General features: G+C 52.5%; 19 protein-coding genes. 5 read left to right on the forward strand and 14 right to left on the reverse strand.

Annotated elements, in window-relative coordinates; translation table 11 throughout:
* The first annotated feature begins 93 nt into the window (after positions 1-93).
* Entirely contained in the window at positions 94-1,401 is a 1,308-nt protein-coding gene (locus KO216_RS02305; RefSeq protein WP_215522712.1) for an aspartate kinase, read from the forward strand.
* On the forward strand, positions 1,398-2,447 hold the full coding sequence (locus KO216_RS02310) for an aspartate-semialdehyde dehydrogenase (RefSeq protein WP_215522713.1): 1,050 nt from the start codon (positions 1,398-1,400) through the stop codon (positions 2,445-2,447). The genes KO216_RS02305 and KO216_RS02310 overlap by 4 nt, the downstream gene beginning before the upstream one ends.
* Position 2,448: 1 nt before the next feature.
* On the opposite strand, the gene KO216_RS02315 is transcribed toward KO216_RS02310, so the two are convergent.
* Positions 2,449-3,750 (reverse strand): variant leucine-rich repeat-containing protein, encoded by a 1,302-nt coding sequence (locus KO216_RS02315; protein WP_215522714.1) that lies wholly within the window; start codon positions 3,748-3,750, stop codon positions 2,449-2,451.
* Between the two features lie 169 nt (positions 3,751-3,919).
* The gene (locus KO216_RS02320) at positions 3,920-4,639 is read right to left on the reverse strand and encodes a TetR/AcrR family transcriptional regulator (protein ID WP_215522715.1); all 720 of its coding nucleotides are present in this window, start codon (positions 4,637-4,639) and stop codon (positions 3,920-3,922) included.
* A gap of 134 nt (positions 4,640-4,773) precedes the next feature.
* Between KO216_RS02320 and KO216_RS02325 the strand changes: the two genes are divergently transcribed.
* Entirely contained in the window at positions 4,774-6,015 is a 1,242-nt protein-coding gene (locus KO216_RS02325) for an MFS transporter (RefSeq protein ID WP_215522716.1), read from the forward strand.
* A gap of 207 nt (positions 6,016-6,222) precedes the next feature.
* The gene (locus KO216_RS02330) at positions 6,223-8,850 is read left to right on the forward strand and encodes an aldehyde dehydrogenase family protein (RefSeq protein WP_215522717.1); all 2,628 of its coding nucleotides are present in this window, start codon (positions 6,223-6,225) and stop codon (positions 8,848-8,850) included.
* Positions 8,851-8,941: 91 nt separating this feature from the next.
* Here the strand turns inward: KO216_RS02330 and KO216_RS02335 are convergent, their stop codons facing one another.
* The 12 genes from KO216_RS02335 to KO216_RS02390 form a co-directional block, all read right to left on the reverse strand.
* Positions 8,942-9,907, reverse strand: a complete 966-nt coding sequence (locus tag KO216_RS02335) for a carbohydrate kinase family protein (RefSeq protein ID WP_215522718.1) — start codon at positions 9,905-9,907, stop codon at positions 8,942-8,944.
* A 5-nt stretch (positions 9,908-9,912) separates the two neighbouring features.
* The gene (locus KO216_RS02340; RefSeq protein ID WP_215522719.1) at positions 9,913-11,310 is read right to left on the reverse strand and encodes a sugar porter family MFS transporter; all 1,398 of its coding nucleotides are present in this window, start codon (positions 11,308-11,310) and stop codon (positions 9,913-9,915) included.
* A 347-nt stretch (positions 11,311-11,657) separates the two neighbouring features.
* Entirely contained in the window at positions 11,658-12,266 is a 609-nt protein-coding gene (locus KO216_RS02345) for a hypothetical protein (RefSeq protein ID WP_215522720.1), read from the reverse strand.
* Positions 12,267-12,381: 115 nt separating this feature from the next.
* A complete protein-coding gene (locus KO216_RS02350; RefSeq protein ID WP_215522721.1) occupies positions 12,382-13,827 on the reverse strand; it encodes a sensor histidine kinase in 1,446 nt (481 codons plus the stop codon).
* Positions 13,824-16,466: a histidine kinase N-terminal 7TM domain-containing protein gene (locus KO216_RS02355; protein WP_215522722.1), complete on the reverse strand. Its 2,643-nt coding sequence runs from the start codon at positions 16,464-16,466 to the stop codon at positions 13,824-13,826. The genes KO216_RS02350 and KO216_RS02355 overlap by 4 nt, the downstream gene beginning before the upstream one ends.
* A 13-nt stretch (positions 16,467-16,479) precedes the next feature.
* Positions 16,480-17,118, reverse strand: coding sequence for a response regulator transcription factor (locus tag KO216_RS02360; RefSeq protein WP_215522723.1), 639 nt, complete (start codon positions 17,116-17,118; stop codon positions 16,480-16,482).
* A gap of 153 nt (positions 17,119-17,271) precedes the next feature.
* Positions 17,272-18,249 (reverse strand): TPM domain-containing protein, encoded by a 978-nt coding sequence (locus KO216_RS02365; RefSeq protein WP_251451738.1) that lies wholly within the window; start codon positions 18,247-18,249, stop codon positions 17,272-17,274.
* Between the two features lie 9 nt (positions 18,250-18,258).
* Positions 18,259-19,500: a TFIIB-type zinc ribbon-containing protein gene (locus tag KO216_RS02370; RefSeq protein WP_215522724.1), complete on the reverse strand. Its 1,242-nt coding sequence runs from the start codon at positions 19,498-19,500 to the stop codon at positions 18,259-18,261.
* A gap of 104 nt (positions 19,501-19,604) precedes the next feature.
* A complete protein-coding gene (locus tag KO216_RS02375; protein WP_215522725.1) occupies positions 19,605-20,813 on the reverse strand; it encodes an SPFH domain-containing protein in 1,209 nt (402 codons plus the stop codon).
* Between the two features lie 83 nt (positions 20,814-20,896).
* The gene (locus tag KO216_RS02380; RefSeq protein WP_215522726.1) at positions 20,897-21,277 is read right to left on the reverse strand and encodes a hypothetical protein; all 381 of its coding nucleotides are present in this window, start codon (positions 21,275-21,277) and stop codon (positions 20,897-20,899) included.
* A gap of 233 nt (positions 21,278-21,510) precedes the next feature.
* The gene (locus KO216_RS02385) at positions 21,511-22,968 is read right to left on the reverse strand and encodes an FtsX-like permease family protein (RefSeq protein WP_215522727.1); all 1,458 of its coding nucleotides are present in this window, start codon (positions 22,966-22,968) and stop codon (positions 21,511-21,513) included.
* Entirely contained in the window at positions 22,969-23,679 is a 711-nt protein-coding gene (locus KO216_RS02390) for an ABC transporter ATP-binding protein (protein ID WP_215522728.1), read from the reverse strand.
* A gap of 345 nt (positions 23,680-24,024) precedes the next feature.
* Between KO216_RS02390 and KO216_RS02395 the strand changes: the two genes are divergently transcribed.
* Positions 24,025-25,650, forward strand: a complete 1,626-nt coding sequence (locus KO216_RS02395; RefSeq protein ID WP_215522729.1) for an ABC-F family ATP-binding cassette domain-containing protein — start codon at positions 24,025-24,027, stop codon at positions 25,648-25,650.
* Positions 25,651-25,822: the final 172 nt, after the last annotated feature.

Raw genomic sequence — 25,822 nt, forward strand, 5'->3', positions numbered from 1 at the left:
CCAGCAAATTTGAGACGCTAGGACTTCGATTAAGCTATCTTCCTACAATTGCAGAAGATAGCTAGATGGAAAGCAGATATACAAGGGGAACAAATGGCGCTGATTGTACAAAAGTACGGCGGATCCTCAGTTGCCGACACCCAGTCGTTGCAGCGGGTCGCGCGACGGATTGTGCAAACCCGCCGCGCCGGGCATCAGGTGGTGGTAGTGGTTTCCGCAATGGGGGACACCACCGATAATTTGATTGATATGGCGGCAGAACTAAACGCCCACGCCCCTGCGCGGGAAATGGATATCTTACTTTCTGCCGGGGAACGCATCTCGATGTCATTGCTGTCCATGGCGATATCTGCCCAGGGAGTACCGGCGATGGCGTTTACTGGCGCCCAAGCCGGAATCCGCACCGACGCCAAATATGGCAAAGCCCAGATTGTGGGGATGATACCGGAGCGAATCGCCCGGGCAATCCGCAAGAACAATGTGGCAATCGTAGCCGGATTCCAAGGAGTAAACGATGCCGACGATGTTACGACCTTAGGGCGCGGCGGATCTGATACTACTGCAGTGGCTCTAGCTGCGGCGCTGCACGCGGATGTATGTGAAATCTATACCGATGTTGACGGCCTATTTACCGCCGATCCCCGGGTGGTGCCTACCGCTCGCCGCCTGCACTCCCTTGACTATGAAGAAACTTTAGAACTGGCGGCTAATGGCGCCAAGATTTTACATCTGCGCGCGGTGGAGTTTGCTCGCCGCTACCGGGTGCCTCTACATGTGCGTTCTAGTTTTTCCGACAAGAACGGCACCTGGATTGCCCGGGGACCAGCTCCGAAATCATTGCAGGGAATAGTTCCTGCGGAAGCTCTCGAGGAGGAAAAAGTGGAAGCTCCAATTATTTCTGGTATCGCTCATGACCGTTCCCAGGACAAGCTGACGGTGGTGGGACTGCCTGACCGTCCGGGCGTGGCCGCTGACCTGTTCGCAGCGGTGGCCAAGGCTGGTGCCAATATCGATATGATTGTGCAGAACATTTCCGAGGCGCGGCCCGGACGTGCAAATATCTCCATCACTATGCCCGCAGAAGATATTTCCGCGGTAATCAACGAGCTCGAGCACGAAAAGCAGGCTTTGGATTTCATTCGCATCGACCACGACAGCAATGTGGGGAAAGTTTCCCTGGTCGGGGCAGGTATGCGCAATAATCCCGGGATTTCGGCGCGCTTCTTCCAAGCCCTCTCTAATGAAGGCATCAACGTAGACATTATTTCCACGTCCGAGGTGCGGATCTCGGTACTCATTAACCTGGATCGCCTGGATGATGCCGTCCTAGCAATCCACAAAGCCTTTGATCTAGATTCCGAAGAAACTGAAGCTGTGGTCTATGGAGGTACCGGACGATGATTAAGCAATTAACTGTAGCCCTAGTAGGAGCAACCGGCCAGGTAGGGCGGGTAATGCGTACCCTGCTAGAGGAAAGAAATTTCCCGGCAGCTAATATTCGTCTGTTTGCAACTTCGCGTAGCGCGGGCAAGCAGCTTTCTTTCCGCGGTCACGAAGTAACTGTCGAGGACGTTGAGGTCGCTGATCTGAGCGGTATTGATATCGCCATTTTTTCGGCTGGCGGTGCAGCTTCCCGCACCCATGCTCCCCGTTTCGCTGCTGCCGGGGCGGTAGTAGTCGATAACTCCTCGGCTTGGCGTAAAGACCCCCAGGTGCCTTTGGTGGTTTCGGAGGTAAATCCCGAAGATATTAAGGATCGTCGCAAAGGGATTATCGCTAACCCCAATTGCACCACCATGGCAGCCATGCCCACGGTGAAAGTGCTCCACGACCTGTTTGGATTGGAAACCTTAGTGGCGTCCTCCTATCAGGCAGTATCCGGTTCCGGAAGAGCCGGGGTAAAAGAACTTTCTTCCCAACTAGAAGCCAGCGTTGACCGCTGCGAAGAACTAGCCTTAGACGGGGCAGCTATCGAGTTTCCGCAGCCTAAAACCTATGTACGCCCGATTGCGTTTAACGCGGTTCCAGTGGCCGGAAACTTCGTTGACGACGGTTCCCATGAAACTGATGAGGAGCAAAAGCTGCGTAACGAGTCGCGGCGGATTTTGCATATCCCCGAGCTGGCGGCCTCCTGCACCTGCGTACGTATCCCGGTAATGACTGCGCATCTGCTGTCCTTGAATGCTCGCTTTACTCGCCCGGTTGATTTAGAACAGGCACAGGCGGCATTAGAGCAGGCTGAGGGAGTACAACTGGTAGATGTTCCTAATCCTTTGGATGCTGCTGGGCGCGATGGTACTTTCACCGGGCGTCTGCGCATCGACCAGTCAGTTCCGGGTGGCAAAGGTCTAGCCTTCATTTGCTGCGCCGATAACCTGCGTAAAGGGGCGGCGTTGAACGCCATCCAGATTGCGGAGTTAGTCGCCCAAGAACTGCTGGCTGCCTAAGTTAGCTGCTTTTTGCTTTAGGCTGATAGGCTTCGGCGCTGTTAATCGTCAGTTTCAGCCCGTTTCCGGTCTGCAGGTTCCAACAGTCAACCCCAGATCCCGAGGACTGGCAGGCATAGGCTCCCGAGGCAGCGGCGGCACCACTGGCGAGAACTGTTTGTGAGGTTTCCCGGTCTTTTACCCCTAAATCTTCCGGGGTCTTGGCGCCATCGGCTCCCAGGGTGAACTTGACTGTTGCCCCCGGATTTTGCCCGATATTTCCGGTAAAGCTAAACGCGGTGCAAACCACTTCGCTACCGATAGTGCATTTAATCGGGGCATCCGGCAAAGAGAATTCACTGACCTGGTAGGCGCCATCGGGTAGCCCTTTGGCTTCTCCAATGGCGCTGGTGGGAGCGGGCGCTATTTGGCGACCCTCGGTTTTTACGTCCAGTTGCGCTCCCGCATTGTTCTTGCCGCTTTTACCACCTTTACCAGCTGATTTACCGTCTTTGCCGTTCGCCGCCCCATTTTCTTGGGCATCGGGGATTCCGTTATTATTGCGATCCTTATTCAGGTCCGAATCCCCGAAAATCCGCGCAATCACCCCGTTTTTCCCGTACCAACTCTTGGAGCCGTCACCGCCGGTGAGCCGATCCGCTAGATTTCCTCCAATCGAAAGTACCAGCCCGATAAGCACGGCCACAATAATCACGAAAATCTTGCTTTTCTTGGAGGCAGTTTTTTCTTCCTGTGGGGAAAACTCCTCTAAATCAGCTTCATCAGCTAGTTTTAGTTTTTCTGCTTTGGTTTTTTGGGCAGCTGTGGTCTCGGGTGAGGCGTCAGCGCGCTTCTCGGTTAGTGGGGGGAACTTGGCTTTGGGGGAGGAGGCCGCGGGTTCGGGACTAGCCATATTTCTTGTTGGCTCGGTTTGCTGAGGCGAGGTAGCAGCCGCCAAAGCCTGGGTGTCGTCGGTTGCTTGCGCACGCTCAGATTTAGCGGCAATCTCAGCTGGTAATGCCGCTGACGGTGAGGTTTGCGCAGGCTGCGGGCTTTTTGTGGAAGCAGGCTGCGCGCTTTCTAAGCCGGCGGAAGCCAGTAGAGCTTTCCGGCGGGCAGCCCGGTTGATGCGGTTTTGGCGTCGCTGTAAAGCGGCCGCGATTTCGGGATCAGAAAATTCGCCTAACCACTCTAAAAGCGCTGGATAGGTGGAGGGATTTTCCGCGATAAGTGGACGTAAGGAGGGATGATTTTGAGCTAAGCTCTGCAGCTCTTCCAGCGGCGTTGCGGGATCGCTTGCCCGCTCGACCGGGTCAGTGCTCATAGTGCCTCCTTTAGTTTCCCTCTAGCGATTATAGATGACTCGGAGGCGAAAACAGTTTCCGCGCCGCCATAGTTGCCATTGCCAGAACTACTAGCTGTCTCTTGCGCTGGAAACAGAGTCTAAGGTGGGAGAAAAATCCCGACTTATCTGTAAAGAAAACAAAGGGAGTTTAACTGGCACGGTGGATGGGGCAGGCAGAAGTCGCCATTCCTTCGTCGCCTCGAGCAGAGAAAGGATTTTCATCCATATCTAAGGGGCGACCTAAGAAACGTTTCGCACTGGGTAGCGGCGCGATTTTATGGTCAGCTCCCAGGGAGCGTAGTACGTAGGCTTGCACGCAGTGGATCAAATATTCGCGGCGCATCGGGTCTTTCGGTAGAGATCTTCCCGCCAAGGAGGCATTAACCATAGAAATAGCAATCGGAAGATTCTGGGGAGGGAGCGTGCCCTCGCTGATTGCCCTACGTAGAATCTGCCGCAAGATATTTTCTACGATGCGTGCATGTTGGCGCAGTTCAGAACTGGTTTCATGCGATACTTGACGGCGCAAATCCAGTCCGGGAGCCAGATGATAGGACGATCCCAGGGTAAGTTGTTCCCGAATATAAATTCGCAGCATCTTGATTGGGGAACTAACTCCCTCCAATGCGTGGTTTAAACGCAGCGAATACTGTCCAGTTTCATAGGTGATAAACGCCAACAGCAGCGCTTCTTTATCTTGGAAATGGTTGTAGACCGCGGTGCGTCCCACCCCGGCTTCTTCCGCGATCTTCGCCATGGTTAATGACTCGAAAGTGCTGGTCTGCAAAAGACGTGATAGTGCATCAAAGAGTTGCTGGCGGGTTTTCTTACGATGTTCTTCCAGCGTTTCCCCGATGATTCTAGGCATAAGACCATTCTTTCATTTAGTGACACTTTTAGTCTAATCGTCTTGAAAAATGGGGTGGTGAGGGTGGTAACGAGGGGGATTTTAAAGATGTTAACGGATTGGGAATGCTGGTAATTTTAATCGGGGAGGTGCACTTGACTAACTTACTGCTGGCACTGATTTATCTCGCGTTTATCAGCTTGGGGCTGCCTGACGCTCTGCTGGGTTCTGCCTGGCCAGCGATTTATCCAGATTTTGAAGTTACGGTTTCCTACGCCGGCATTGTTTCAGTGATTATTTCTTTAGGAACCATCGTTTCCTCCCTACTATCAGATCGTTTGATATCCCGACTGGGAACCGGAAAAATTACGGTCATCTCAGTGGCGCTGACTGCGGCAGCTATCCTCGGTTTCGGGTTGGCACCCAATTTTTGGGTGCTGTGTATCTGGGCTATTCCTTACGGACTGGGAGCAGGCAGTATAGATGTGGCGCTAAATAATTATGTGGCGCTACATTTCAAGAGTAGTCATATGAACTGGCTGCATTGCTCGTGGGGAATTGGAGCCACTATCGGTCCTTACATTATGGGAGCGGCACTTTCTGGAGGTAGTGGCTGGCGAGGGGGCTACTGGTATGCAGCCTGCATACAGCTGGCCATAACCGCGATTTTGTTCCTAAGTTTGCCCCTGTGGAAACGCCGAGAGCAAGCCGATTCTGCCGCTGCCCGAAGCAGCAAAACGGATCCGGGTGCAGAAAACAATGCGCCCACAACTGTCGAGGAAGTGCTGGAACCGACAGTGCAGCCCACGCAGTCTGGGTATCTGAAACTTTCCGAAGTGGTACAGATTTGGGGAGTGAAAGCCATGATGGTCTGTTTCTTCTGTTATTCCGCGGTAGAACACACCATCGGGCTGTGGGCGGCGACCTACTTGCGGTTGTTTAAAAATATGGATGCGGCTGCGGCCGCCGCCTTCGCTAGCATGGTGTTCTTGGGGATAACCCTCGGGCGTGCCGTCAGCGGTTTTTTGGCTATGCGTTACTCAGATCAACAGATGATCCGTTTCGGAATGATACTGACAGGTTTGGGGTTACTAATCCTGATTATCCCGGGTCCAGCCACATTGGCAGTGTGCGGAATTATGACTATCGGACTGGGGTGCTCTCCCATTTACCCGGCGATGATCCATTCCACTCCGCAGATTTTTGGGAGGGAGCGCTCTCGGGCAATCACCGGGGTGCAAATGGCCTGTTTCTTTGTGGGAGTCCTGATAATGCCGCCGCTATTCGGTATAGTGGCTGATCATTTGTCAGTGGGGTTGCTGCCAGTATATTTGAGTATCGCCCTGGGGTTAATGGCATTTATGCAGTACCGTCTGGGGCGACTAGCCGATGTTTAAGCGGTTTTTCAAGCTATGTTTTGCTGCCGGATATCTAGCATCCTGTTTGCGCAAATATGCTTGGGGATTTAGGAACCAGAGAATCCGTGAATCGAGTCGAATTAGGGTTGTGGGTCAGGTAACATTTTTTATGTCTAAGTATTTGTTATCGCAATGACGCTGTTTATAGCAAAGAGAACCAAAACGCCTAATAGAAAAGAGTTGGCAATGTCCCAAAAAAGCTCCCCTCCCGTCCTCAGTGAAGAATCTGAAGAAAAATCCGCGATAGATGTGCTGGTAGAGGAGGCGCTACAGGCGCTTAAGGATTTTAAGAAACTCGATCAGCAAACCGTAGATCTGATTGTGGAAACCGCAGCCCGAAAGGCGCGGGAAGCCCATGCGGTGCTGGCCGCCGAGGCGGTCGCGGAAACCAAGCGCGGAAACTTCGAAGACAAAACGGTAAAAAATATCTTTGCCTCCGAAGTTATCGCCGATGACTTGGAAGGACAAAAAACCGTAGGAGTTATTTCCCGTGATGAGCTCTCGGGGATTGTGCAGGTAGCCGAACCCGTCGGGGTGGTGGCGGCGCTAACTCCAGTCACTAACCCCACCTCCACCACTATTTTTAAGGCTCTGATCTGCCTTAAAACCCGGAATCCGATTATTTTTGCTTTCCACCCTTACGCCCAAGATTGTTCGGCTCATGCCGCAAAAATTGTTTACGAGGCGGCGTTGGAAGCCGGGGCGCCTAAAGGCTGTGTACAGTGGATTTCCGCTCCCTCTATGCAAGCCACTGCTGACCTAATAAATCACCCCGGGGTGGCAGTTATTTTAGCGACCGGCGGTAATGCCATGGTTAAAAGCGCCTACTCATGTGGCAAACCTGCCTTGGGGGTGGGAGCTGGAAACTGCCCCGCCTACATTCACGAGAGCGCGGTAGTGAAAAACGCGGTCAATGACATTACCATTTCCAAGTCTTTCGACAACGGGATGATCTGCGCATCCGAACAGGCAGTGATTCTCGATGCCTCCATTGCTGACCAGGCGCTGGCAGAGTTCGAACATCTCGGGTGCCATCTGGCAAATGCAAAGGAAAAAGAGCAACTGGAAGACTTGCTATTCGGGGCGCGCGCCGGGAGTGAAGAATGTAAGACCGCCAAGTTGAATGCGGCGGTCGTGGGGCAGAGCGCAGCAAAAATAGCTGAAATGGCTGGATTTAGCGTACCCGAGGATACCCAGGCAATCCTAGTGCAATGCACGGAAGTGAGTTATGCCGAACCCTTGACCAGGGAAAAACTCTCGCCAGTGTTAGCGGTGCTCCGGGCAGAAAACTCCGCCGAAGGCATCGAATTGTCTCGCCAAATGGTGGAACAAGACGGGCTGGGTCATAGCGCCGCCATTCACTGTCGGGATCGTGAAGTTATTGACAAGTTCGCCACCGAAGTTAATACCGTACGCATAATAGAAAATTCTCCCAGTTCATTCGGAGCTATCGGCGGACTTTATAACGCGATGGTGCCCTCCTTGACCCTAGGTTGCGGCTCCTATGGACATAACTCAGTGTCGAACAATATCAGTGCGGTGAACTTGCTAAATATCAAACGGCTAGCCAGGAGGAACCCGGTAATGACGCCTTTCCAAATCCCCAATCAAATCTATCTTGGATCTGGCTATATCCGGCAGCTAGCCAACCTGGAGCTGGGAACGAAAATTACGGTGATTACCAACCAACGTGCCGCCAATAGCGGACAGTTGGATGTGGTGATGCAGCTGCTATATGCCCGCAGTGAAAAAATATCTGTGCAGGTTATCGAAGATGTAGAAGCTCATTTCACTACCGAGTATCTAAAGAAGAAGGTGCGGGAAGTTTCCGGTTACGGTCCGCAGACGATTTTAGCCGTGGGGGAGCGTGACGTCATTAATGTCGCTAAGTTCTTGCGGCTGTTGGTTGCTTGCCCCCAGCTGCCAATCAAAGAGGTCTGCGCCGGGCATATTGCGCTGCCTTCTCTCATTAATTCGCCGCAGCTGATCTGTGTGCCCACTATTACCGGAGGACGAGCTTCAGTAGCACCCTGGGCAGCGATCACCGATGTTAATACCGGCTTTGCTCGTCCGGTTAAATCCACCGCTTTTCTACCGCAAATCGTGGTTATGGATACCACTTTGGCGGTCTATTCCCGAAAAGATACCCTGCAGCGCGGTTTCCAAGCGATCGCCTATGGGATCGAGGGCTACACTTCTACGCAGGCCAGCGAATATACCAATTCTTTGGCGCTGCATGGTCTAGAAAATGTCTACAAGATCCTGCCCCAGGTAGTTAGCGCCTCGGAGAACAGTCAAGAATTCATTGATCTGCGAGAAAAGCTGATTGAAGGATCATTCTTGATTTCAACTGCCCAGGCGAATACCACTATGGGGTTGGCAGATTCCATCACTAAGACTTTCGCGGCCGTCTTTGGAGGACGCGCTCAGGACTATTTCTCCTCGGTACTGCCCAATACGGTGCGTTTCTTAGGAGGGCATCCCCGAAAGTTTGTGGCTTCCCCTAACTACCTGCGATTCCAGGCTCCCCAGCAATTAGCTGAGATCTGCAGGCGGCTGGGGATTAGCGCCCAGGAAGATAACGCAGGAGAGGCTCTGGCGCAGGCTCTAGAAAGCTTAGTAGTCGATTTCGGAGTGCCGCTAAAGGTGCAAGACTTCCAGGTATCGGAAGCCGATTTCTTGGAGCAGCTGCCGGAACTTGCCCAACGCACTTTCGATCGAGAGTCCTATACCGGTACTCCACGTAAAGCCACGATAGCGGAAGTAGAAAATATCCTTAGAGCCTGCTACTACGGACAAGAATTCGTTTCCTAGTTCGTTTCCTAGCAGTAAAAAGCCTGCGGGGCGTTACTTTAACACCCCGCAGGCCTTGCCATGCTGTCCTTAGTTCTAGGATGATCCTTTCCTAGAGGGTAGGATCACTCTCGCGTACCTTAGCGACCTCCGCCTGAGTAGGAGCATAGGCGCCTACCTTGCTTACCGTAATCCCTGAGGTGATAGTTGCCCGGTGCAGGGCGCCTTCAACATCGCTGAGTTGGGCTTGCTGTAGTCGCTGTTTGGCTTCTGCCGAGCCCAATAGCCCCGCATCCAGTAGCCCCGAAATCAGTCCCGCCATAAAAGAATCTCCGGCACCCACCGTGTCTTTGACCTCGATATTTAGGGGATCGACCGCCAACATATCCCGGTCATTGGCGCACACTGCATAGGTAGCCCACGGCCCGCGGGTAGCCACAATCAGACCCGGCCCCATAGCTTTCCATTTCCGCAACACTGCCTCTAAGGGAGTGTCTTCGCCATAGAGCCAAGCAATATCCTCGTCACTGGCTTTGACCACATCGGCTAGGCTGATCAGTTCTTCAATCCGCGGCCGTACCTCTTCGGGGGTACCCATCAAGGAGGGGCGCACATTCGGGTCGTAGCTGACGGTGCCTTGAGCCGCCATTGCCTTCACTGCCTCGGCCACTGCTGAGGCACCGGGTGCCAAGGTAGCGGCGAAACTACCGGTATGCAGGTGGCTAAGAGCAGAAACTTCGGGCAGGGACGGAACTTGCCACTCTAACTCGAAATCGTAGGTTGCTTGCCCGTTATCGTCGATATGGGCGTTAGCTATCGGAGTTTTCTGAGCGTTAGCGCTGCCAGGGACAACTTTAACCCCGGCGGTGGCTAATTTTTCTTCCAGGCTCTTTCCACGCGCGTCCTCGCCCCACCAAGAAGCTAGGGAGGTGGGATGCCCCAAACTGGCTACTCCACAGGCAACGTTAAAGACGCTGCCTCCTACTTTTTCTTCAATGTTTCCTGCACGTTCAATAACGTCGATCAGGGCTTCGCCCAGGCAAAGTACAGGATGATCGGTTGATTTCATTTCTGTCATGGTAGTTACTCCACACCTAGTTTCTCGGACATTTCTTCAAGCGGAATACCCTTGGTTTCCGGCATTACTTTCAGTACCCACAGTAGCTGACCGCACATACACAGGAAGAAGATTAGGAATGACCAGCCGCCCCCGAGGAACGCAATCATAGAGGGGAATACCCCGGAGGTGATTGCCGCAAAAGTCCAGTGAGTAGTCGACCCTACTGATTGTCCGGCACCACGTACCTTGTTCGGGAAGATTTCGGAGATGAACACCCAGATAACTGAGCCTTGGCCGAAGGCGTGCGCGGCGATAAATACCAGCAAACCAATCAAAACCAGCACCGAGGAACCGGAAGTAAAGTTGCCCTCAAAGCGGAACATCACGAAGGTTAAGAATCCCAAGCTGATTAGGTATCCGAAAGAGCCCACCAGCATTAGCGTACGGCGTCCCAACTTGTCGATTACCGTCAACGCGGTCATGGTGGCAACCAAGTTCATGAATCCGACCGCAATCGACATCAGGTAGGAGGCGTTTTCGCCGGCTCCTGCCTCTTGCATAACCATCGGTGCATAGTAAAGAATCGCGTTAATGCCGGAAAGCTGGTTGAAAGCGGCAATCGCGATCGCCATCAGCATTACTTTGCGGTAACGCTTGGAGAAGAAATTAACTTTGGTCTTGGACTGTTCCAAGTCGCGCTCAATCTGCTGCCTAATCTCGGTCAGCTCCTGGTCGGACTCCTCCTGGGAGGAACAGAGTTTCAGGCTAATAGTTTCTGCCTCATCATCGCGTCCTTGTGCCATTAGCCAACGGGGGGTTTCCGGCACCGTGAATAGCAATAGCAAAAACACTATGGAGGGAACGGCCATAATCCCGAGCATCCAACGCCAAGCGGTATCGGCGGGGGCAATACCGCGAATAATGGCATTGGAGGCGTAGGCCACCAAAATGCCTAACACAATATTGAATTGCACCAAGCCAACCAGACGGCCGCGTTGGCGGGCAGGGGCTATTTCCGCGATATAGATGGGGGCGCACACGCTGGCCATGCCGACGCCGACGCCTCCTAATAATCTAGAGGCTAGGAATAACCAATAGGCAGAGGCAGGTGCCAGGGCGGTCCCTAGGCTGCCTAATAGGAATAGAGCGCCGATAGCGAATAGTAGCTTTTTTCGTCCGTATTTATCGGCCAGACCCCCACCTGATAGCGCACCGACAATAGTGCCGATGGTTGCAGAGGCGACGGTGAAACCGAGCGACTGCGGGGTTAGCTCGAATACTTTTTCTAATGCGTGAGTGGTTCCCGAAATCACTGCGGTGTCAAAACCAAAAATCAAGCCGCCGACAGAGGCTACTACGGCACTGCGGATGACCAGACCATTGGCACGAGAGCGTTCCAGGGTATTTGTCTCGCTGGACATGATGGTTCCCTTCGTCTGTGGTTTTCCAAGAGAAAAACTTTGTTTTTGTGGTATTACTGTTGGATTGTGAGTATTCAATCGTTAGTAATGCCGTATTGATATAATATTCCCAAAGAATGCCACAATACCAGGAAATAAAAAATGTGAGGTGTATATTACTTTTTTGCTGGAACATTCGCTAAGTAATTCACGATTTCTTGCGGGCGTTTCTACTTTTTCTCCCTGCGTATACAAGTTTCCGCCCGCGCTCAGGGCACTGTTATAGCTCCCGGTAACCCTGGGGGGGGGTTACCGGGAGCGCCGTTAGCAACTATTTAGACTAAGCAGCAGTTATCTAGAGCGAGTGGCTACTTTTGTAACTCGTCAGTGGTAACCATGAAGCCTTCCACTGGCAGCTGGTTGCGGACAATCAATAGGTTGTTGGTGTCCGCAGGAAGGGTATATTCCCAAGTTGCCTCCGCCGGTTTATCCGTCCCGCAGGCCACTTTGGTTAACTGTCCTTTCCGGTCGGAACTGCTCTCATCGCTGTCCGGAGCAATCCACACATCGATAGTGGCTGGTTTTACCGTCTGGCAATAGAAACCAATTTTAAATTTACTCCCGGCTTTCCAGTCGCCATTGTGGTTGAGATATAGGCTGTAACTCTTGATTTCATCTTTGCTAAAGTTCGCGAAAGTCGGGTCAATGTTAAATGTCTGAATTCCCTTTTTCGCGGCAAATTCTTTACCTTTATCCTTCCACTTTTTCGCTAGGGCTTCCGCATCATCTACCTTTACCTCTTGCTGTTTTTCCTCCGGCTTTACCACATTCTCGGTGGTGGATATGAGCCCCACTTTCGTTTCGGGGGCTTTACCTTCCGGGGTAGCCTTCTTTTCCCCTCCGCTCCCTCCGCCCCCGCAGGCAGACAAGCTAATAGCTAGGGCGAATGCAACCGCTAAGGCAAATAATTTTCTCATGGTGGTTCCCTCCCGTTATCAAGACCGGTGGAGTTCCCTCGCCCCACTAACCTCAACCCTAGGAAGGTAGCTAGCGTAAGTAATCACCCAAAAGTACGTATTTTTTGCCTGCTAGTTAGTGGGAACGCGGCAGGCGCGCCCGCAGGGTAAAACCGGGGGTAGTTACAATCGTCAAGGAGCCGCCCGCAGATTCCAAACGAGCTTCCAAACCGCTCAGACCGGTACCGTAAGCCGGAGTAGTGGTGACCACCCCCGGATTGGAAACTTCCAGCCAGTAACTATGGGTGTCCTCCCACATACGCGCCGTCATTTCGGTGGAGGTGGTGTGGATCAATACGTTGGTAATCCCCTCCCGCAGTACCTGCACAAACAAGAGAGCGCGATTTTCTTCGACAGGCAACTCCCCAGAAATGTTCAAATCTAGCTGCGCGGCGGTTGCCAAGTCCTGCAAAGAATCCAGCCAAACCGTTGCGGGAATCATTGCCCGGTCATGGCTTAAATCAGTAGGTAGTTTCGCCAGCAGAGCCTGCAGTTGTGCCAGCCGCTGATCGTCTGAAACCCCATCCTCTAAGAAACGGTGTACGAAAGAGATCCGCTGGGAAACAGTGTCGTGAATAGAGGAACGGGTTCTTAACACTAGACGCTTGGTGAGGGCTTCATCGAGGCGAGCGGTTTCCTGGGCAAGCTGTTTTTGGCGCTCTTGGAAACTGTCAATTTCATCTGAAAGTTCCTGGCTCAATGACATATATTTGCTAACGTCCAGGGCAATCAATTGTGTCAAAATGTGTCCCTTATCAGCCAGTTGGGTGCGATTAAGCATCCAGGTTCGCCCCTGGGGGGCATTTATCCGGAAGTTAGCCGGGGTGTCGGTAGTTGTTTCCTCCTCGTTGGCACCTTCAGTAGTGGTGTAAGCAGGAATTATTTTGTCAGTTGCCAGCTGCCGGAGTTGGCTTGCCAAAGTGTCGTACCGAGTCAGAGAAGTCAGGTTTAAGGTATCTAGTAACCTTTCCATGCTGGAATTGGCGAGCTTATTGTGTCCTCGGGAATCAGAAAATAGTACCCCGTGTTCGGGACGATCCAAGGCTTCTTTGATGCTGAAAGGACTCAAGTCGTGCTGCAGCAGTTGCCATTCGCGCCACACCTGGACCCCTAGCCAAGTGGTGGAAAAAGTTCCGGCAGCTAGCAGCACCCACTTTCCCCCAAACCCCACAATGGGAGGAAGTAGCGCGGTTAAGAAAACCAGTAAAGGCGCCGCTGCAAAGCGGTAGGTGGTCTTAAGGAGCGCCAATCCCAAACCCAGGCAAATCACTACAAACCAGCCGAAATAATAATCGTAGAGGACAAAAATTCCGGCTTGCGAGTTGATAATAGTAACCGCAAATCCCCAGGTGTAAAAGGACATTAGCACCGCCACGCTCAATAGGAATCCGGTGGCTAAGGGGCGGCGGTGAATAAACCATTGGCTCATCGTCAATAGGCAGGCCTCCAGGGAACCGATAATCATCAGGGCGGTTCCGGCAGCTAACAGAGCCGGTGAAAGGCTATAAAATAAGGCACTCACTGACTCTGCTCCCCACTACTGTCTTCAGGGTCACCGGCAGCTTCCGAAAATTCTTGATTTTCCGCGCTGGGCGGTGCTAAGTCATTAGCGTCCTCATTAGGGCTTTTGAGTAGCATCTGCAGATTGACTACCCCGTCTTCTATGATTAGTTTGATTTTTGCTCGCGGCCAATCCAGAAGCGGCTGTAAAAGACCGATTTGGCTAACGGGAATATCTAAAATCCAGTTCATTTTGGCCGGCTGCCTGCCGGAGCTGACCGCCAGATTTATGAATACTGCTAAATCCGGCAGACTCACCACGCACCCCAGGCCGCGATGCAGAGCTTCTAGGTCCCAAAGTGCCTCCTCTAGACGGATACTTCCGCTGGTGGGACCGTGCAAGCCTGCTAAAGCATTGGCGTAAGAAAAATCCGTACAAGACTGGCTTAACAAAGTGGTTAAAACGTTGACCGAAACCTCTCCGTTCTCAAAATAGGATAAAGTGAGCAGACCTGCGCGTTTAGCGTAGCCGAGATCCATTTTTATGCTGCGCAAAAGTTCGGCAAGCTGATTGCTATCTAGGTGACTGCCCAGCCGGGCGCTATTGGATTGCACTCGGCTCAGCGCATTATTCATCAGTTCATCGAGCCGGTCGTAAAGCAGCGGCGCCTGGGAGGGCTGTTGCACCTGCTTTAAGGCTTCATATTCGGAGGAAAGTACCTTAGTTTGGTGAGCCTCCCGCTCTCGGAGGGCAGCCAAGGTTTTCTCTAACTCTTGAACGGCGCTAATATCGGTTTCCCAGATGACGTGTCCGGCGTTTATGGGCTGCGCCTGACAGTAGAGAGTACGCGGGAATTTACCGGAATTATCGGTTATCAACACCGGGGTGTTAGTTTCCCGCAGCTGGCGTTTAACCGAATCGTTCAGGTAGAGAGGGTTGGAGGTGACGTAGCGGGGTTCCCAGTCGCGATCGACGATTTCCATAGGGACGGTAGATTTCTTAAAGAACCGAGTGTAACCCCGGTTTTGGGGAATCAGACCGATAAAGAATAGTGCCTCCCAGGCCAATAAGAAAAAGATGCAGTAGATTTGCACATTTTCGCTGGCTCTAACCAGGGGAACCCGCCAGGTGTAGGCGAGCGAGTAGGTGACCGCAAAAGCAAAAAGCACCCCTAACGCCGCTAATAAGCGAGTGCGGTTGCCTTTGAAACTCCACAGCGCCACGTAAAGAATGGCGGCGAACAGCAGCAAGACTGAAAGATAATAAAGGTAATAGCCGGGACCATATTTATAGTCCACCCAAGATTGCCCCCGACCAAAGCGCAACAGCAGGTGGTGGAAATCGTTAGTAAATACCATCAACATTAGCGCCGTCCCCAGCGCTACTATAAAGGCGCGCAGGCTACGGTAGGCGGGTGGTAGGCGGCGCGAGGAGTGCGCGATTACAAAAAATAGGATGGTCAAGGTCGAATAAATCGGAACATAGTAGTAGTACCAGGCGTAACGCTCGTAGACTCCCGGCAAAGAGTGCTTGATTATGCGCGCTAAAATCCACAGTGCAAGCAAACTGGCTTGAATCAGTACCGCTCGGCGAACATAGGGGGAGACAGTGGTCCAAAAGCGCCAACCGGCCCAAAAACTTAGCAGGCACAGCAGGGCGATGAAGGAACCGATTTGGTAGGCCTCGTTGGTGTTTTTCCACTCCCAAGAAGCGCCAAAAGTATCATTGGACAGGCTTTGATCCCAGGTGAACTGCTTAAACTGTTCTAAGTTGTCAATCGGGGTGGCGTTAATATTTTTTTGAAAAGACGCTGACAAAGAGGGATAGGCAGCGGGATTCAGGAGATCAGTAGGCGGAGGTAGCAACCGGAAATCTGGGCTGGGACCTCCGGGGTGCCGCGACCAAAGCCCTTCCATAAAGGTCACTGTAGGGAACTTGGCGTAGTTTAGCTTTTCGGAGGGGGAACTGGCGACGCTGCGATTATCGGTGGTCAGGCAAAAGTAGCCATGAGCAAGGGCGTCCTTCAGCTCTTGAGGGGACGATCCGGTTGCTAGTCGTCCCTGCGCTTGAAGTTCCTCCAAAAGCTGGGAGGCCTGCTGGGAGGAGAAAGCTTGTGCGCCCTCGCTGCCGGGGGTAGTCGTTAGTGCCAAGGCGCTCAGCAGTTCCAGGCGTCCTACTCCTTGGTCTAAATAAACTTTTTCTTTCCCCGAAAGTAGTTTCTGAAGATTATTAACCGAGGCAACCTGGGGATTCGGGGAGGCTAGAACCACCGATTTTGGGTAAAGCGGCATGAAAGAGGCATTCGGCTCGGCGGTTATAGCGGCGTTTGCGGTGGTTTCGGTGGTGATTACAAAGTTTGCCCCGGAACGCAGTTGTCGCAAGAGCGACCATTCACTGTGGGGCTCGACCGCTAAACCCTGGGACTGAAAAAACTGGGTCAGACGCGGATCAAAATCATTAGGGACCGCCAGGGTATTGCTGGCTTGGAAAGAAACTGTACGTAAAGGAACAAAAATTAAGGTAAGTACCGCCACCCCCAAGAGCAGCGCAAACACCAAATGAGAAAACCAGTCCTGGATCCAGGTAGACCGCACCGATTCTACGGCAGGGGAACTGGGGAAGCGATTAGGAGGACGCTTCCAGGTAGTTGCGCTAGCCATAGAAACTCCGATTTTAGGCGGGAAAATCCGGGTCAGAGCGGTTTTCTTGGATGGCGACGTAGCCGTTAGACACTGCCCATAAAGCTAGGCGCGCCACCGAAGAAAAACCACTTTTGGCTAGCAATTGGGAGATATAAGACTTAATAGTGTTTTCGCTTAAGAACATTTTCTTCGCGATTTCTTTACGGGGGTACCCAGCGCATACCAGTCTTAGCACCTGCATTTCGCGGTCATTAAACTGGTTAGCCCCAAAACTAGGTCGAGCGGGGGAGTCGGGGAAACTGTTTTCCCCTTTTATGGTGGCCCGCAATAGAGTCAGTAAATCCGAGGTAGAGATATTTTTGTAGGTAAAAGCGTCGACTCCGGCCGTCTGCGCTTCCTCAACGAATGAGGCATCAGGCATCGCCGTAAACACCACTACTTTCACGCTGGGGTGTGCGGCTTTGAACTTGGCAGATTCTTTCAATCCTGAAGAGTTCTCGGTAACTACGTCCATTAGCACCAGGTCTGCCGGATGTAAACGCTGGGAGGCGTGAATATCGGCGGCATCGGAGAGTTTATCGACCACCATAAAATCTGCTTCCGCATCGATAGCAGCAGCTAAAGAATCCAGCAGAATGGTTTGATCCTCAACAATAGTGATCCGCGTCAACGGCTCGCCCTCCCGTGCCTCCCCCCGCCATTGGAGGTTTCGCTGCCTTCGTTAGAACTATTTTACCAAAGCAAGATTGTTTATTGGGGCGGGTAGAGAGGCTTTTCCTGGTGACCAGCCCCGGCCGCATACTGCTGGATCCCCGGGTATTTCCTAGAATTTGCCGCCTCCAGAACTAAACGAGGTACCCCCAGAACTAAAGGAACCGCTGCTAGAGCTTCCGCTTTTCTTCGGTCGCGCCACCTCGGTGACATAGGAGTTCACAAAGACTTCGTTACCTCCGGTTATCTGGTTTGATCCGGCAACAATATAGCTAGCGGCGCCGGCTTGTTGCTGGGCGGTGTGATGTTTGCGTTCAATCCGCCGCATCACCCCATACCCGCCTGCGCCGCCGAGTCCTAGCGCCACTGCCAGCCCCCAAAGGGTGGACTCCAGGGTCATCCGATAGGGTACCGGATGATTTTCGTTGTAGGGAGTGCCGGCCTTCCACTGCTCTAAGTAATCAGTGATTTGCTGCAGGTAAACCTCCATGCCCCCGTCCCAGTCGTCGTCACCTAGGGGCTTTTTTACGTGCTCATATAATCTGTCAACCCCGTAAGGGGTGAGTGCTTTCTCGCCCTCGCCATGACCTAAGAACCATAAATCCCTGGTAGAGGGGTTAATAATCATGATTACCCCGTTTGCTGACTTGAGATCCAGTCCGAGTTTGTTCGCGTTGTAGTAGTTAGCAGCGCATTGTTCGGGGGACAAATAATCGAAATCGTCAACTGTGACCACGTAGGGGGCTATCCCATATTTATTAGCTAGTGCCTGTAACTGTTTTTCCCAGGCAGGAAGTTTCGAGGCACTAAAAATTTTAGAGTGGTCGCGAATGAAGGGAGCTGCCGCGGATGCGTTCTCTTGACCGCCCTGGTACTGCACCTCTTGATCGTCAGGAAACTTGATAATGTCAGACAGGTCATCGCTGGCGGAAGCGAGAACGCTTGGCGCAGCCGGGTGGGAAAGTGCTACCGCCGCTGCCGGATTAGGCGTTGCTGCCTGTGCGTTAGCTAGGTTCAGTCCCATCAACGGGAATGCGGTCAAGGCGGTAGCAGCCAGGATATAGGCAAGTTTCTTGAAAATACTCATCATTCAATCCCCCTAATCGAGAAACCAAGGCATGATAAATGGGATAAATACCGATCCCACTACGGCGGCCAAAGCGGTAGCGATACCTATTAATCCGCCCCAGTACTTAGCTTTAGAAACGGGGAAGGTACCCACGAATTTTCCGGTTTGACCGTTCATGGCGTAGTTATAGTTTTTGCCTTGGAAATCCACGTTCAACAGCCAGACCGGCAAGAACACATATTCGAGCTCCCCGAAGGCCGGCTCGAAAGCTGAACTGGTCATTTTTACGCTGTCATAGCCGGTAACTGAGTCCCTTAGAACGTCCTTGGCAGAATTGCGCATCCTATCGAGGGCACGCGGGTTAGCTTCCTCGGCTTCTACATCGTATTTATTGGTCATAAACCCGGTTAAATATGCCGGTGAAAACCCTACGGAAGTGGAATAATCGAACGGCTCTATCGACTCGGTAAGATCCTCAGTTACTTTGGAAGTGCCGGAGACCGGAACATCTAGATAGGCGATATTGCCGCTGCGCGAAACTTGGTAAACATCATGTTCGGTATAGGTATAATCCGAATCAGACCAGCTTCTAGTGTGTTCACACTCGAACTCGGCCGTCCCGTAAACGCTGGCATCATAGAGCCAATAGGGGATATAGACACCTTGAATATCATCTACGCTAGCGTGCTGGAACGCATTGGGAGCCAGCTTCAAACGTGATGCTTCTTTTTTGAAAGCGGCTAGTGCCTGTTCTTTGGTCATCCCGAAAGGAATCATCCGGTCAGGAACCCGAGTACGCACCAACTGCCCGGTGGCAACAATATTGTTGTTACACCAGGGACACTTGGCGCTGACCATGTCGGGGGAGCCGATGATTTCTCCGCCACAAGAATCGCATTCAAATTGCGCCATTTGTTGCCCGGTCGCCTCATCCATATAGGTGGGTGGAGGCTCCACCCAACCGGTTTGAGGGACAGGGGCAACAGCGCCCGCGGGAGGAATCTGGGCGCCCTCGCTATCCGTTTGCGCCGCTAGCGTTGAATCTGCCTGCTGCCCCGGCGGCACCTGGGGTGGGGCCGGGGGCTGCGAGCCTGCCTTTTGCGCTTCGTAGGCGGCATTAAGCTCCTGGTTAGCGGCGGAAATCCCGTTAAACTGATTTACTTCTTCCACGGAAAACATGGCGCCGCAATAGTTGCACTTCATTTTCCCGCTGGGCACATCAAAATTAATGGGTGCCCCGCACGCCGGGCATTTTAGTTGCAGATCACTCACGATTAGTTCCCTTCCTTAATAAAAACGGTTCCCCAGTGCCGGGTTCTTAGTGGCGAGCCTCGCGCGCCAGATTTGAGGCTGCCAAGAACCCGGGTAGCGCTGGTTTAAGCGACTGGAGTTCCGCATTCGGGACAGAATTTTGGTTTGGGATCCGGTAGGGGCTTTCCGCAGTTGGAGCAAAAGCCTCCGGGGGTGGGGGTCGCCGGCCGTGGCTGACCGCAATTTCCACAAAACTTGCCGGTATTTTGGACACCGCACTGGCATCTCCAGGCTTCAGGCGAGGAACCAGCGTTTTCAGCCGCTCCTGCCTGCTGCTTTGCTTGTTGCTCAGCGGCCATTTGGGCTTGGTTGGAAGCGGAGGTAGATTGCATGAAGCCTCCGGCGGCGTTCATTCCCATACCTACGCCCATCATGGCGACTCCGGCTCCTGCCGGGTTGGAGCCAGCATTTTGAATGCCGGTACCTACTGCTCCCTGTACGAAACCTTCGCGGATGGAGGGATCTTGCAACATGGCGCCCTGGTTGCGCATATCGATCATCTTGCGCGACTGTTCATCGTAGGAGATGGAGGCGATACCTACGGCTTGCACCTCAATACCGCGCTGCTCGACCCATTCTTCATCCAGGGCATCGCGCATATAGCGGGATAGCTCGGTCATATGGGACTGGACTTGGGAGATCCGAATCCCGTCCAGGCTCATCTTGTTTAATGCCACCGAAAAGGCTTCTAAGAATTCGGATTGGTACTGTTCTTTGATGTCATCGATATGTACTCGCTCCGCATCCCGGGGGATAGCTTCCATATAGAACTTAATGGGGTCAACGATTCGCAGCGAGTAAGTGCCGTGCGACCTCAAGAAAAGTTCCGCGTTATAGAAATTGTCGAAATATTGAATGGCATTGGGAGTACCAAACTTTATGCCTTTTATTTCCTGCAGGTTTACAAAGAAGGCTTTTTGTTGCCCCGAGGGCGCCCCACCGAACTTGAAACGTTCCCAGGTATCTCGAAGGGCACCTTTAAAATTCCCATTAAATAGCGAGGGTGCAGTGGCAGAACTGTAAGTGTAGGCGCCGGGCTCGGTAGAAAAGTCCACGATTTTGCCGGAGTCAGTAATCAGCATGGCCTGTTTGTCGTAGACCAAGATTTTAGAACCGTCCGAAATAATGGCTCCGGTGCCAGTATTTTTTCCTCTAATCTGTTGGCCGCGTACAAAAACGATGCCTTCGCCCATGTCCTGAGCGCTAATCGCATCTAGCCATTGATCTTGGAGGGCGCCACCGATTGCCCCGCTAACTGCCTGAATCAAACCCATATCAATCTTCTTTTCTTTAGTAGTAGTTGTTTGTTGGCTGTTCCCGCTGCCGGCACAGATACCTAACAGCGGGACGCAGTCTCCTATAGGTGCACCATGCTGTTTTGGATTGCCGTTCCGATTCCGGTGGCGATAGACGGCAGGAAAATCACCACCAGGAAAATGATCAGCGGCATGGTCTTGGGACGGGACTTAATCAGGGCGATTAATCCCAGGATGAACGCCACCAAGTTCAAAATTGAAGCCAATCCCAAGAAAATAAGTCGCTTGGTGTCTGCAGCTTGAGCTGCGGCGACATCAAGGTTACTGAGGGCTGCGGCTCCTGCTTTCCCAGCCAGGAAAAATCCCAGGATGATTAGCAGAGAGGCGATAATCGTCATGATTAAAGCCGCCATTGCCATATTCTTCTTGACGCTAGGTACATCTGTACTTGGTACGTTTGTAATCGGAGGTCGACCAGTCATGATAGCTCCTTAGGGTCGGGGTAAAACTTATTCTTGGTGCAGTTTTTCTTCTTTGAAACCTGCATTTTCAAAGTAACAAGCAGGATTTTGCTAATGAATACCCAAAAGGGTGAAAACTATGCGAAAAATGGTGAAAGCTCCGGGAAAACTGCAATAGCTTTCCCGGAGCTTTCATTCTTGAGATGTTTCCCCGTCCTTAGGGCGCACTTGTTGAGTTAGATTCTTTATTCCCCCTAGTCATTAGCGCGTTGCTGCAGCAGACGTAAACGCCGATGCAGGGGGTGGCTAGCGAGAATTGAAGCGGCCGTAACCGCTAAACCGGCCAGCATTAACAGGCACATTTGGGTCACCGAATTCTCGGGGGTTTGTCCGGTTTGTTCCTTTAACATTTGCACCATCGGCATAGCGGCTACTAGTCCTAAGATGCCTCCTCCTAGCACGGATACTGCAAGTGGACCCAAGGTTTCCAGCCACATCGAGCGCAATTCGAAGCCGCGCGGGGCGCCCATTTTCGCCAGAGCCCGGGACTGCTCGGCATTTTCAATCACCGTTGCCGCTTGGGTAATCAACATGGCACAGGCACAAAGCGCGAAACTGACCGCCAAGGTAATCATGGCTCCAGTTTGGAAATCCCAACGGGTGGCTGTAATAAAGTTGTCAGCCAGGCGATCAGAATCTTCCCCATTGACCAGTACTGGCGACATGGCTACGAAACCCGCGAGAAAAGCTAAGAACCCCATACCGCTGACGCGCCGCCAAGTAGTCTTGGGGTCGGCCACTATTCGCCGAGACGCCAGTACCATCGCAGGAATCGGCACCTTTGCCAGCAAGCGGGCATTTAGTTGCAACAGGTAGGGTCCCAGCAAGTTAAACCCCAAAATAACTACCAGGACAACGGCGGAGACTATCGCTATCGTCCAGGTTTTTGATAACCCCAAGGTCGCCTGGCTGACAATAAAAGCGGCGATAAAAATAGCTACCGCAGCTACCAGTCGCCAAATGCGCAGCGCTGGTTGGCTCGCTCTGCGGGTTACTCCCAAGGGAGAAACTCTTACCTGCTGCATTCCCCACCAGGAAGAAAGCTGCCCCAGCAAGATAATTGCCGCTAGCACTATCAACAGCAGCCACCAGGGCAGCAGCATTTCTTTAACCGTTATATATTTGGCTTCTATTTCAAGAAATGTCCAGGCAGGCAGGGTTGCTAAATAAAGGGCAGTACCGATCAGGGAACCGATAGCTGCTTGGATCAGTGCATCTAGCAGGGTCATCTTGGTTACCTCCGCGGAGGACACACCCAACAGGCGTAGGGAGGCTAAACGCTTTTCGCGTCCTCGTGCCCCCAATACTGCCGCTTTAGTAGCAAGCGAGCTTAAAGGGGGGAGGATCAAGGTGCAGGCCAAAACGGCTAAGAGGAAATAGAACTTTAGAATGATTTCGAAACTCGCATCGGCTTTAAGTAGCTGGGCGGCAATTCCCGTTGGGGACATCCAGCGGTTATAAAACATATAGGTGCCGCCGGCAACCGTTAACGCCAATCCGGAACACACCGTATAGGCCAGGATTGACGCCAAATAAAGCAGAGATTCACCCTGGCGAGAGCGGAAACGGGCTTTGGTGAGATGAAAGGTTAACCAGTTGAGGTTTTGTGCGCGCGAGGAGGTTGCTGGGCTGGCTGTACTAGTGCTCGACATTTATGCCCTCCTGGATTGTGGCGCTAGAGCGCGATCGGAGTGGATTTGACCGTCCCGAATCTCGATTAGACGTGAACACCATTTCGCTACGTTAATATCGTGGGTTACCAGCACTAATGCTGCCCCGCAGCGTTGTGTTTCTCGGGTTAAAGTTTCCATCATTTCGTATCCGGTAGCTTGATCAAGAGCGCCAGAAGGTTCATCTGCAAAAACCACTTTCGGGTTGCCGATCAGGGCGCGGGCGATTGCTACCCGCTGTGCTTGACCCCCAGACATATCTCCGGGACGCCGCTTTTTCAGCTCAGAAAGTCCCAGTTGGGAGAGCAGTTGATCTGCGCGCTTTAAAGCTTTTGGCAGCAGGGTGCCAGTCAAGACCAGGGGGAGTGCCACGTTTTCGCGGGCAGGCAGCTCGGGGATGAGTTGCCCGTCTTGGAACACAAACCCGAACTGGCTAAGCCGCAGCCGGGAGCGCTTCACATCTTTTTGCGCCGCGATATCCTCGCCCCGGAATAAGACCTTTCCGGATTCGGGAACGAGGACGCCGGATAGGCAATGCAGCAGGGTCGATTTTCCTGACCCAGATGGCCCCATGATTGCCACCGACTCGCCCTCGTGAATTTGGAGAGAAACCCCGGAGAGGGCGCGAACGTTTCCGAAACTTTTTGTAATGTTATCGGTGCTGAGCACCTCTTTTTCTTGATATTGATTCATACTCTCTATTTCAGTCCGCCTGCCGGGCCCAGGGAACAGTGCTGAAACTAATTTTTAGGTATTGCTAAAAACGACCCGGAGGTAGAGCTGCCACTACCTAAAGGGGGAGTGCGCCCTCCCCGTGACACAACTTCTGGGTCAGGAGTTGGGGTAATGATTTACCGCGATTGCCTGGGAAAACCTATATAGATAGCTATTTGTTAGGGGGTTAGCTAAAATCAAGGTAGGTAACGCGCTAGGTGCTCGTTATGTTATCCAAGTGGGGAGCTAATTTCCGATGACATTGTAATCTCTACTCAGCTCAGCTGAGACGCCGCCCTTAATCGTTGCGTCCTGGAGATTATTATGCCTGCCATCATTCTCGAAAATATTTCTTTTTCATATTCCTCTAAACCGCTGCTCGAAAACATCAATTTGCAGGTAGGGGAGGGTGAGCGTGCCTGTTTGATTGGTCCCAATGGTTGCGGGAAAACCACCCTGCTTCGCATCGCTTCCCAGGATCTTTTGCCAGAACAAGGCAAGGTCAAGATCGAGGGAACAAACACTGAGTTCTTCCAGGTGCCGGCGATTGAACATTATCGTGGAAGTGCCAGAGATTACCTCGAATGCGCGTTGCGTCCTCTGCGAAATATCGATACCCAGTTTCAGGACGCGACCACCAAAATGAGCCAGGGTATTGATACTGACCAGGAGGGACAGCGCTATGACCAGATACTTGCCTTAATGAGCTGTTTTGATATTTGGTCGCTCGAGGCGCGGCTCAAGGAGGTTTTGGCGAGGCTGGGATTGAGGGGGGTCACAGGATCAGGACGTGACCGCAGTTTAAGCAGTATGTCCCCGGGGGAGCGGGGGAGGCTGCAACTGGTGGTCACGCTAATCATGAAGCCCGAGGTGTTGATTTTGGATGAACCCACCAACCATTTAGACGCGCGTGCAATCGATTTTCTAGTAGAAACCGTTAATAAGTGGAGAGGCGCGGTTTTGATGTCGAGTCACGACCGGGCGTTTATCGAGGACACTGCCACGGTTATTTACGATATGGACGTAGCACTATGGAATGAACTAGCTAAAGCTACTGGTAGTAGTCAGGTTATTGGTCTTTATCGCTGCGCGGGCGCCTACTCGAAATATTTAGCCGAAAAAACGAATGCCCGCCGCAAGCATCGGGAATTACATGCAGCTCAGCAGGCCGAGAAACGGTTACTGAGAAAACATCGCCAGGAAGCTAGCAAGATAGCTCGCGGGGGCGTACGCCTGGCGAGCGCTGAGGGGAAAGCCAAGAAGTTTTTTGCGGATCGCGCTGCTGCCACCGCGCAGCGCCGAATGCGAAATGACGATAAACGAGGCGAGCATCTTAGCAACCAGGAAGTGCGTAGACCCCGTAGCTACGACCTGTCTTTTGAGCTCAATCAACCCGCTGTAAGCACCGGAATCGCGGTGGCTGCCCGTCGTGCCACAGTTGCCGGCCGCTTGGCGCCGGTCAGTTTTGATCTTTCCTGCGGAGAGCATCTGCTGGTCACTGGCGCTAATGGGTCAGGTAAATCTACCTTATTGAACTGGATCTATAGTGGGCATCCACCCGAGGGTGCGCAAAGTAGCGGCACAATCACCGGCGACCGGAGGGTCGGGCTGGTTCCTCAGCAGCTTCCTAAGGAAAACGATCCCAGGTTTACTAGCCCCGTTTGGGAAAATGGTATTGGCGAGGCCGGCAAAGGCGTCCTCCATCCTTCCCTGTGGACTAAGCCCATCCCGGAGCTGTCGGCCGGAAACCAGCGGCGAGCCCAAATTGCGTTAGCGCTGGCCACCTCTCCCGCCTTGCTCATAATTGATGAGCCCACTAACTACCTGGACTTGGAGACGATGCAAGCGCTGGAAGAAGCCTTAAAGGAGTGGACGGGAACCCTAGTTGTAGCAAGCCATGACCGGTGGCTAATCAACCATTGGAAAGGTAGAAAAATTTATATTCACTAGCGCTTGCTATAGTTTTCATCTTTCATAGATATCGCGGCGGTGTCCCAAATCATTTTTTCCGTGCCATAGCGAGCCATAATTTTCTGACCTTTGCCGGCATGTGCAATTCTTGGCGGTGATTCCGTAAGGGAAGCAAGGGAAAGCTCTTGAATTTGTACTGACAGATATTTTA

The sequence above is a fragment of the Varibaculum prostatecancerukia genome (assembly GCF_943169825.2).
In the GTDB taxonomy this organism is placed as follows: Bacteria; Actinomycetota; Actinomycetes; order Actinomycetales; family Actinomycetaceae; genus Varibaculum; species Varibaculum prostatecancerukia.

Excerpts from the sequence above, each read along its gene's own strand:
- KO216_RS02380 (WP_215522726.1), bottom strand. The coding sequence starts at position 21,277 with ATGACTGGTCGACCTCCGATTACAAACGTACCAAGTACAGATGTACCT.
- KO216_RS02390 (WP_215522728.1), bottom strand. The coding sequence starts at position 23,679 with ATGAATCAATATCAAGAAAAAGAGGTGCTCAGCACCGATAACATTACA.
- KO216_RS02385 (WP_215522727.1), bottom strand. The coding sequence starts at position 22,968 with ATGTCGAGCACTAGTACAGCCAGCCCAGCAACCTCCTCGCGCGCACAA.
- KO216_RS02340 (WP_215522719.1), bottom strand. The coding sequence starts at position 11,310 with ATGTCCAGCGAGACAAATACCCTGGAACGCTCTCGTGCCAATGGTCTG.
- KO216_RS02305 (WP_215522712.1), top strand. The coding sequence starts at position 94 with ATGGCGCTGATTGTACAAAAGTACGGCGGATCCTCAGTTGCCGACACC.
- KO216_RS02310 (WP_215522713.1), top strand. The coding sequence starts at position 1,398 with ATGATTAAGCAATTAACTGTAGCCCTAGTAGGAGCAACCGGCCAGGTA.
- KO216_RS02395 (WP_215522729.1), top strand. The coding sequence starts at position 24,025 with ATGCCTGCCATCATTCTCGAAAATATTTCTTTTTCATATTCCTCTAAA.
- KO216_RS02320 (WP_215522715.1), bottom strand. The coding sequence starts at position 4,639 with ATGCCTAGAATCATCGGGGAAACGCTGGAAGAACATCGTAAGAAAACC.
- KO216_RS02365 (WP_251451738.1), bottom strand. The coding sequence starts at position 18,249 with ATGATGAGTATTTTCAAGAAACTTGCCTATATCCTGGCTGCTACCGCC.
- KO216_RS02335 (WP_215522718.1), bottom strand. The coding sequence starts at position 9,907 with ATGACAGAAATGAAATCAACCGATCATCCTGTACTTTGCCTGGGCGAA.
- KO216_RS02375 (WP_215522725.1), bottom strand. The coding sequence starts at position 20,813 with ATGGGTTTGATTCAGGCAGTTAGCGGGGCAATCGGTGGCGCCCTCCAA.
- KO216_RS02345 (WP_215522720.1), bottom strand. The coding sequence starts at position 12,266 with ATGAGAAAATTATTTGCCTTAGCGGTTGCATTCGCCCTAGCTATTAGC.
- KO216_RS02315 (WP_215522714.1), bottom strand. The coding sequence starts at position 3,750 with ATGAGCACTGACCCGGTCGAGCGGGCAAGCGATCCCGCAACGCCGCTG.
- KO216_RS02355 (WP_215522722.1), bottom strand. The coding sequence starts at position 16,466 with ATGGCTAGCGCAACTACCTGGAAGCGTCCTCCTAATCGCTTCCCCAGT.
- KO216_RS02330 (WP_215522717.1), top strand. The coding sequence starts at position 6,223 with ATGTCCCAAAAAAGCTCCCCTCCCGTCCTCAGTGAAGAATCTGAAGAA.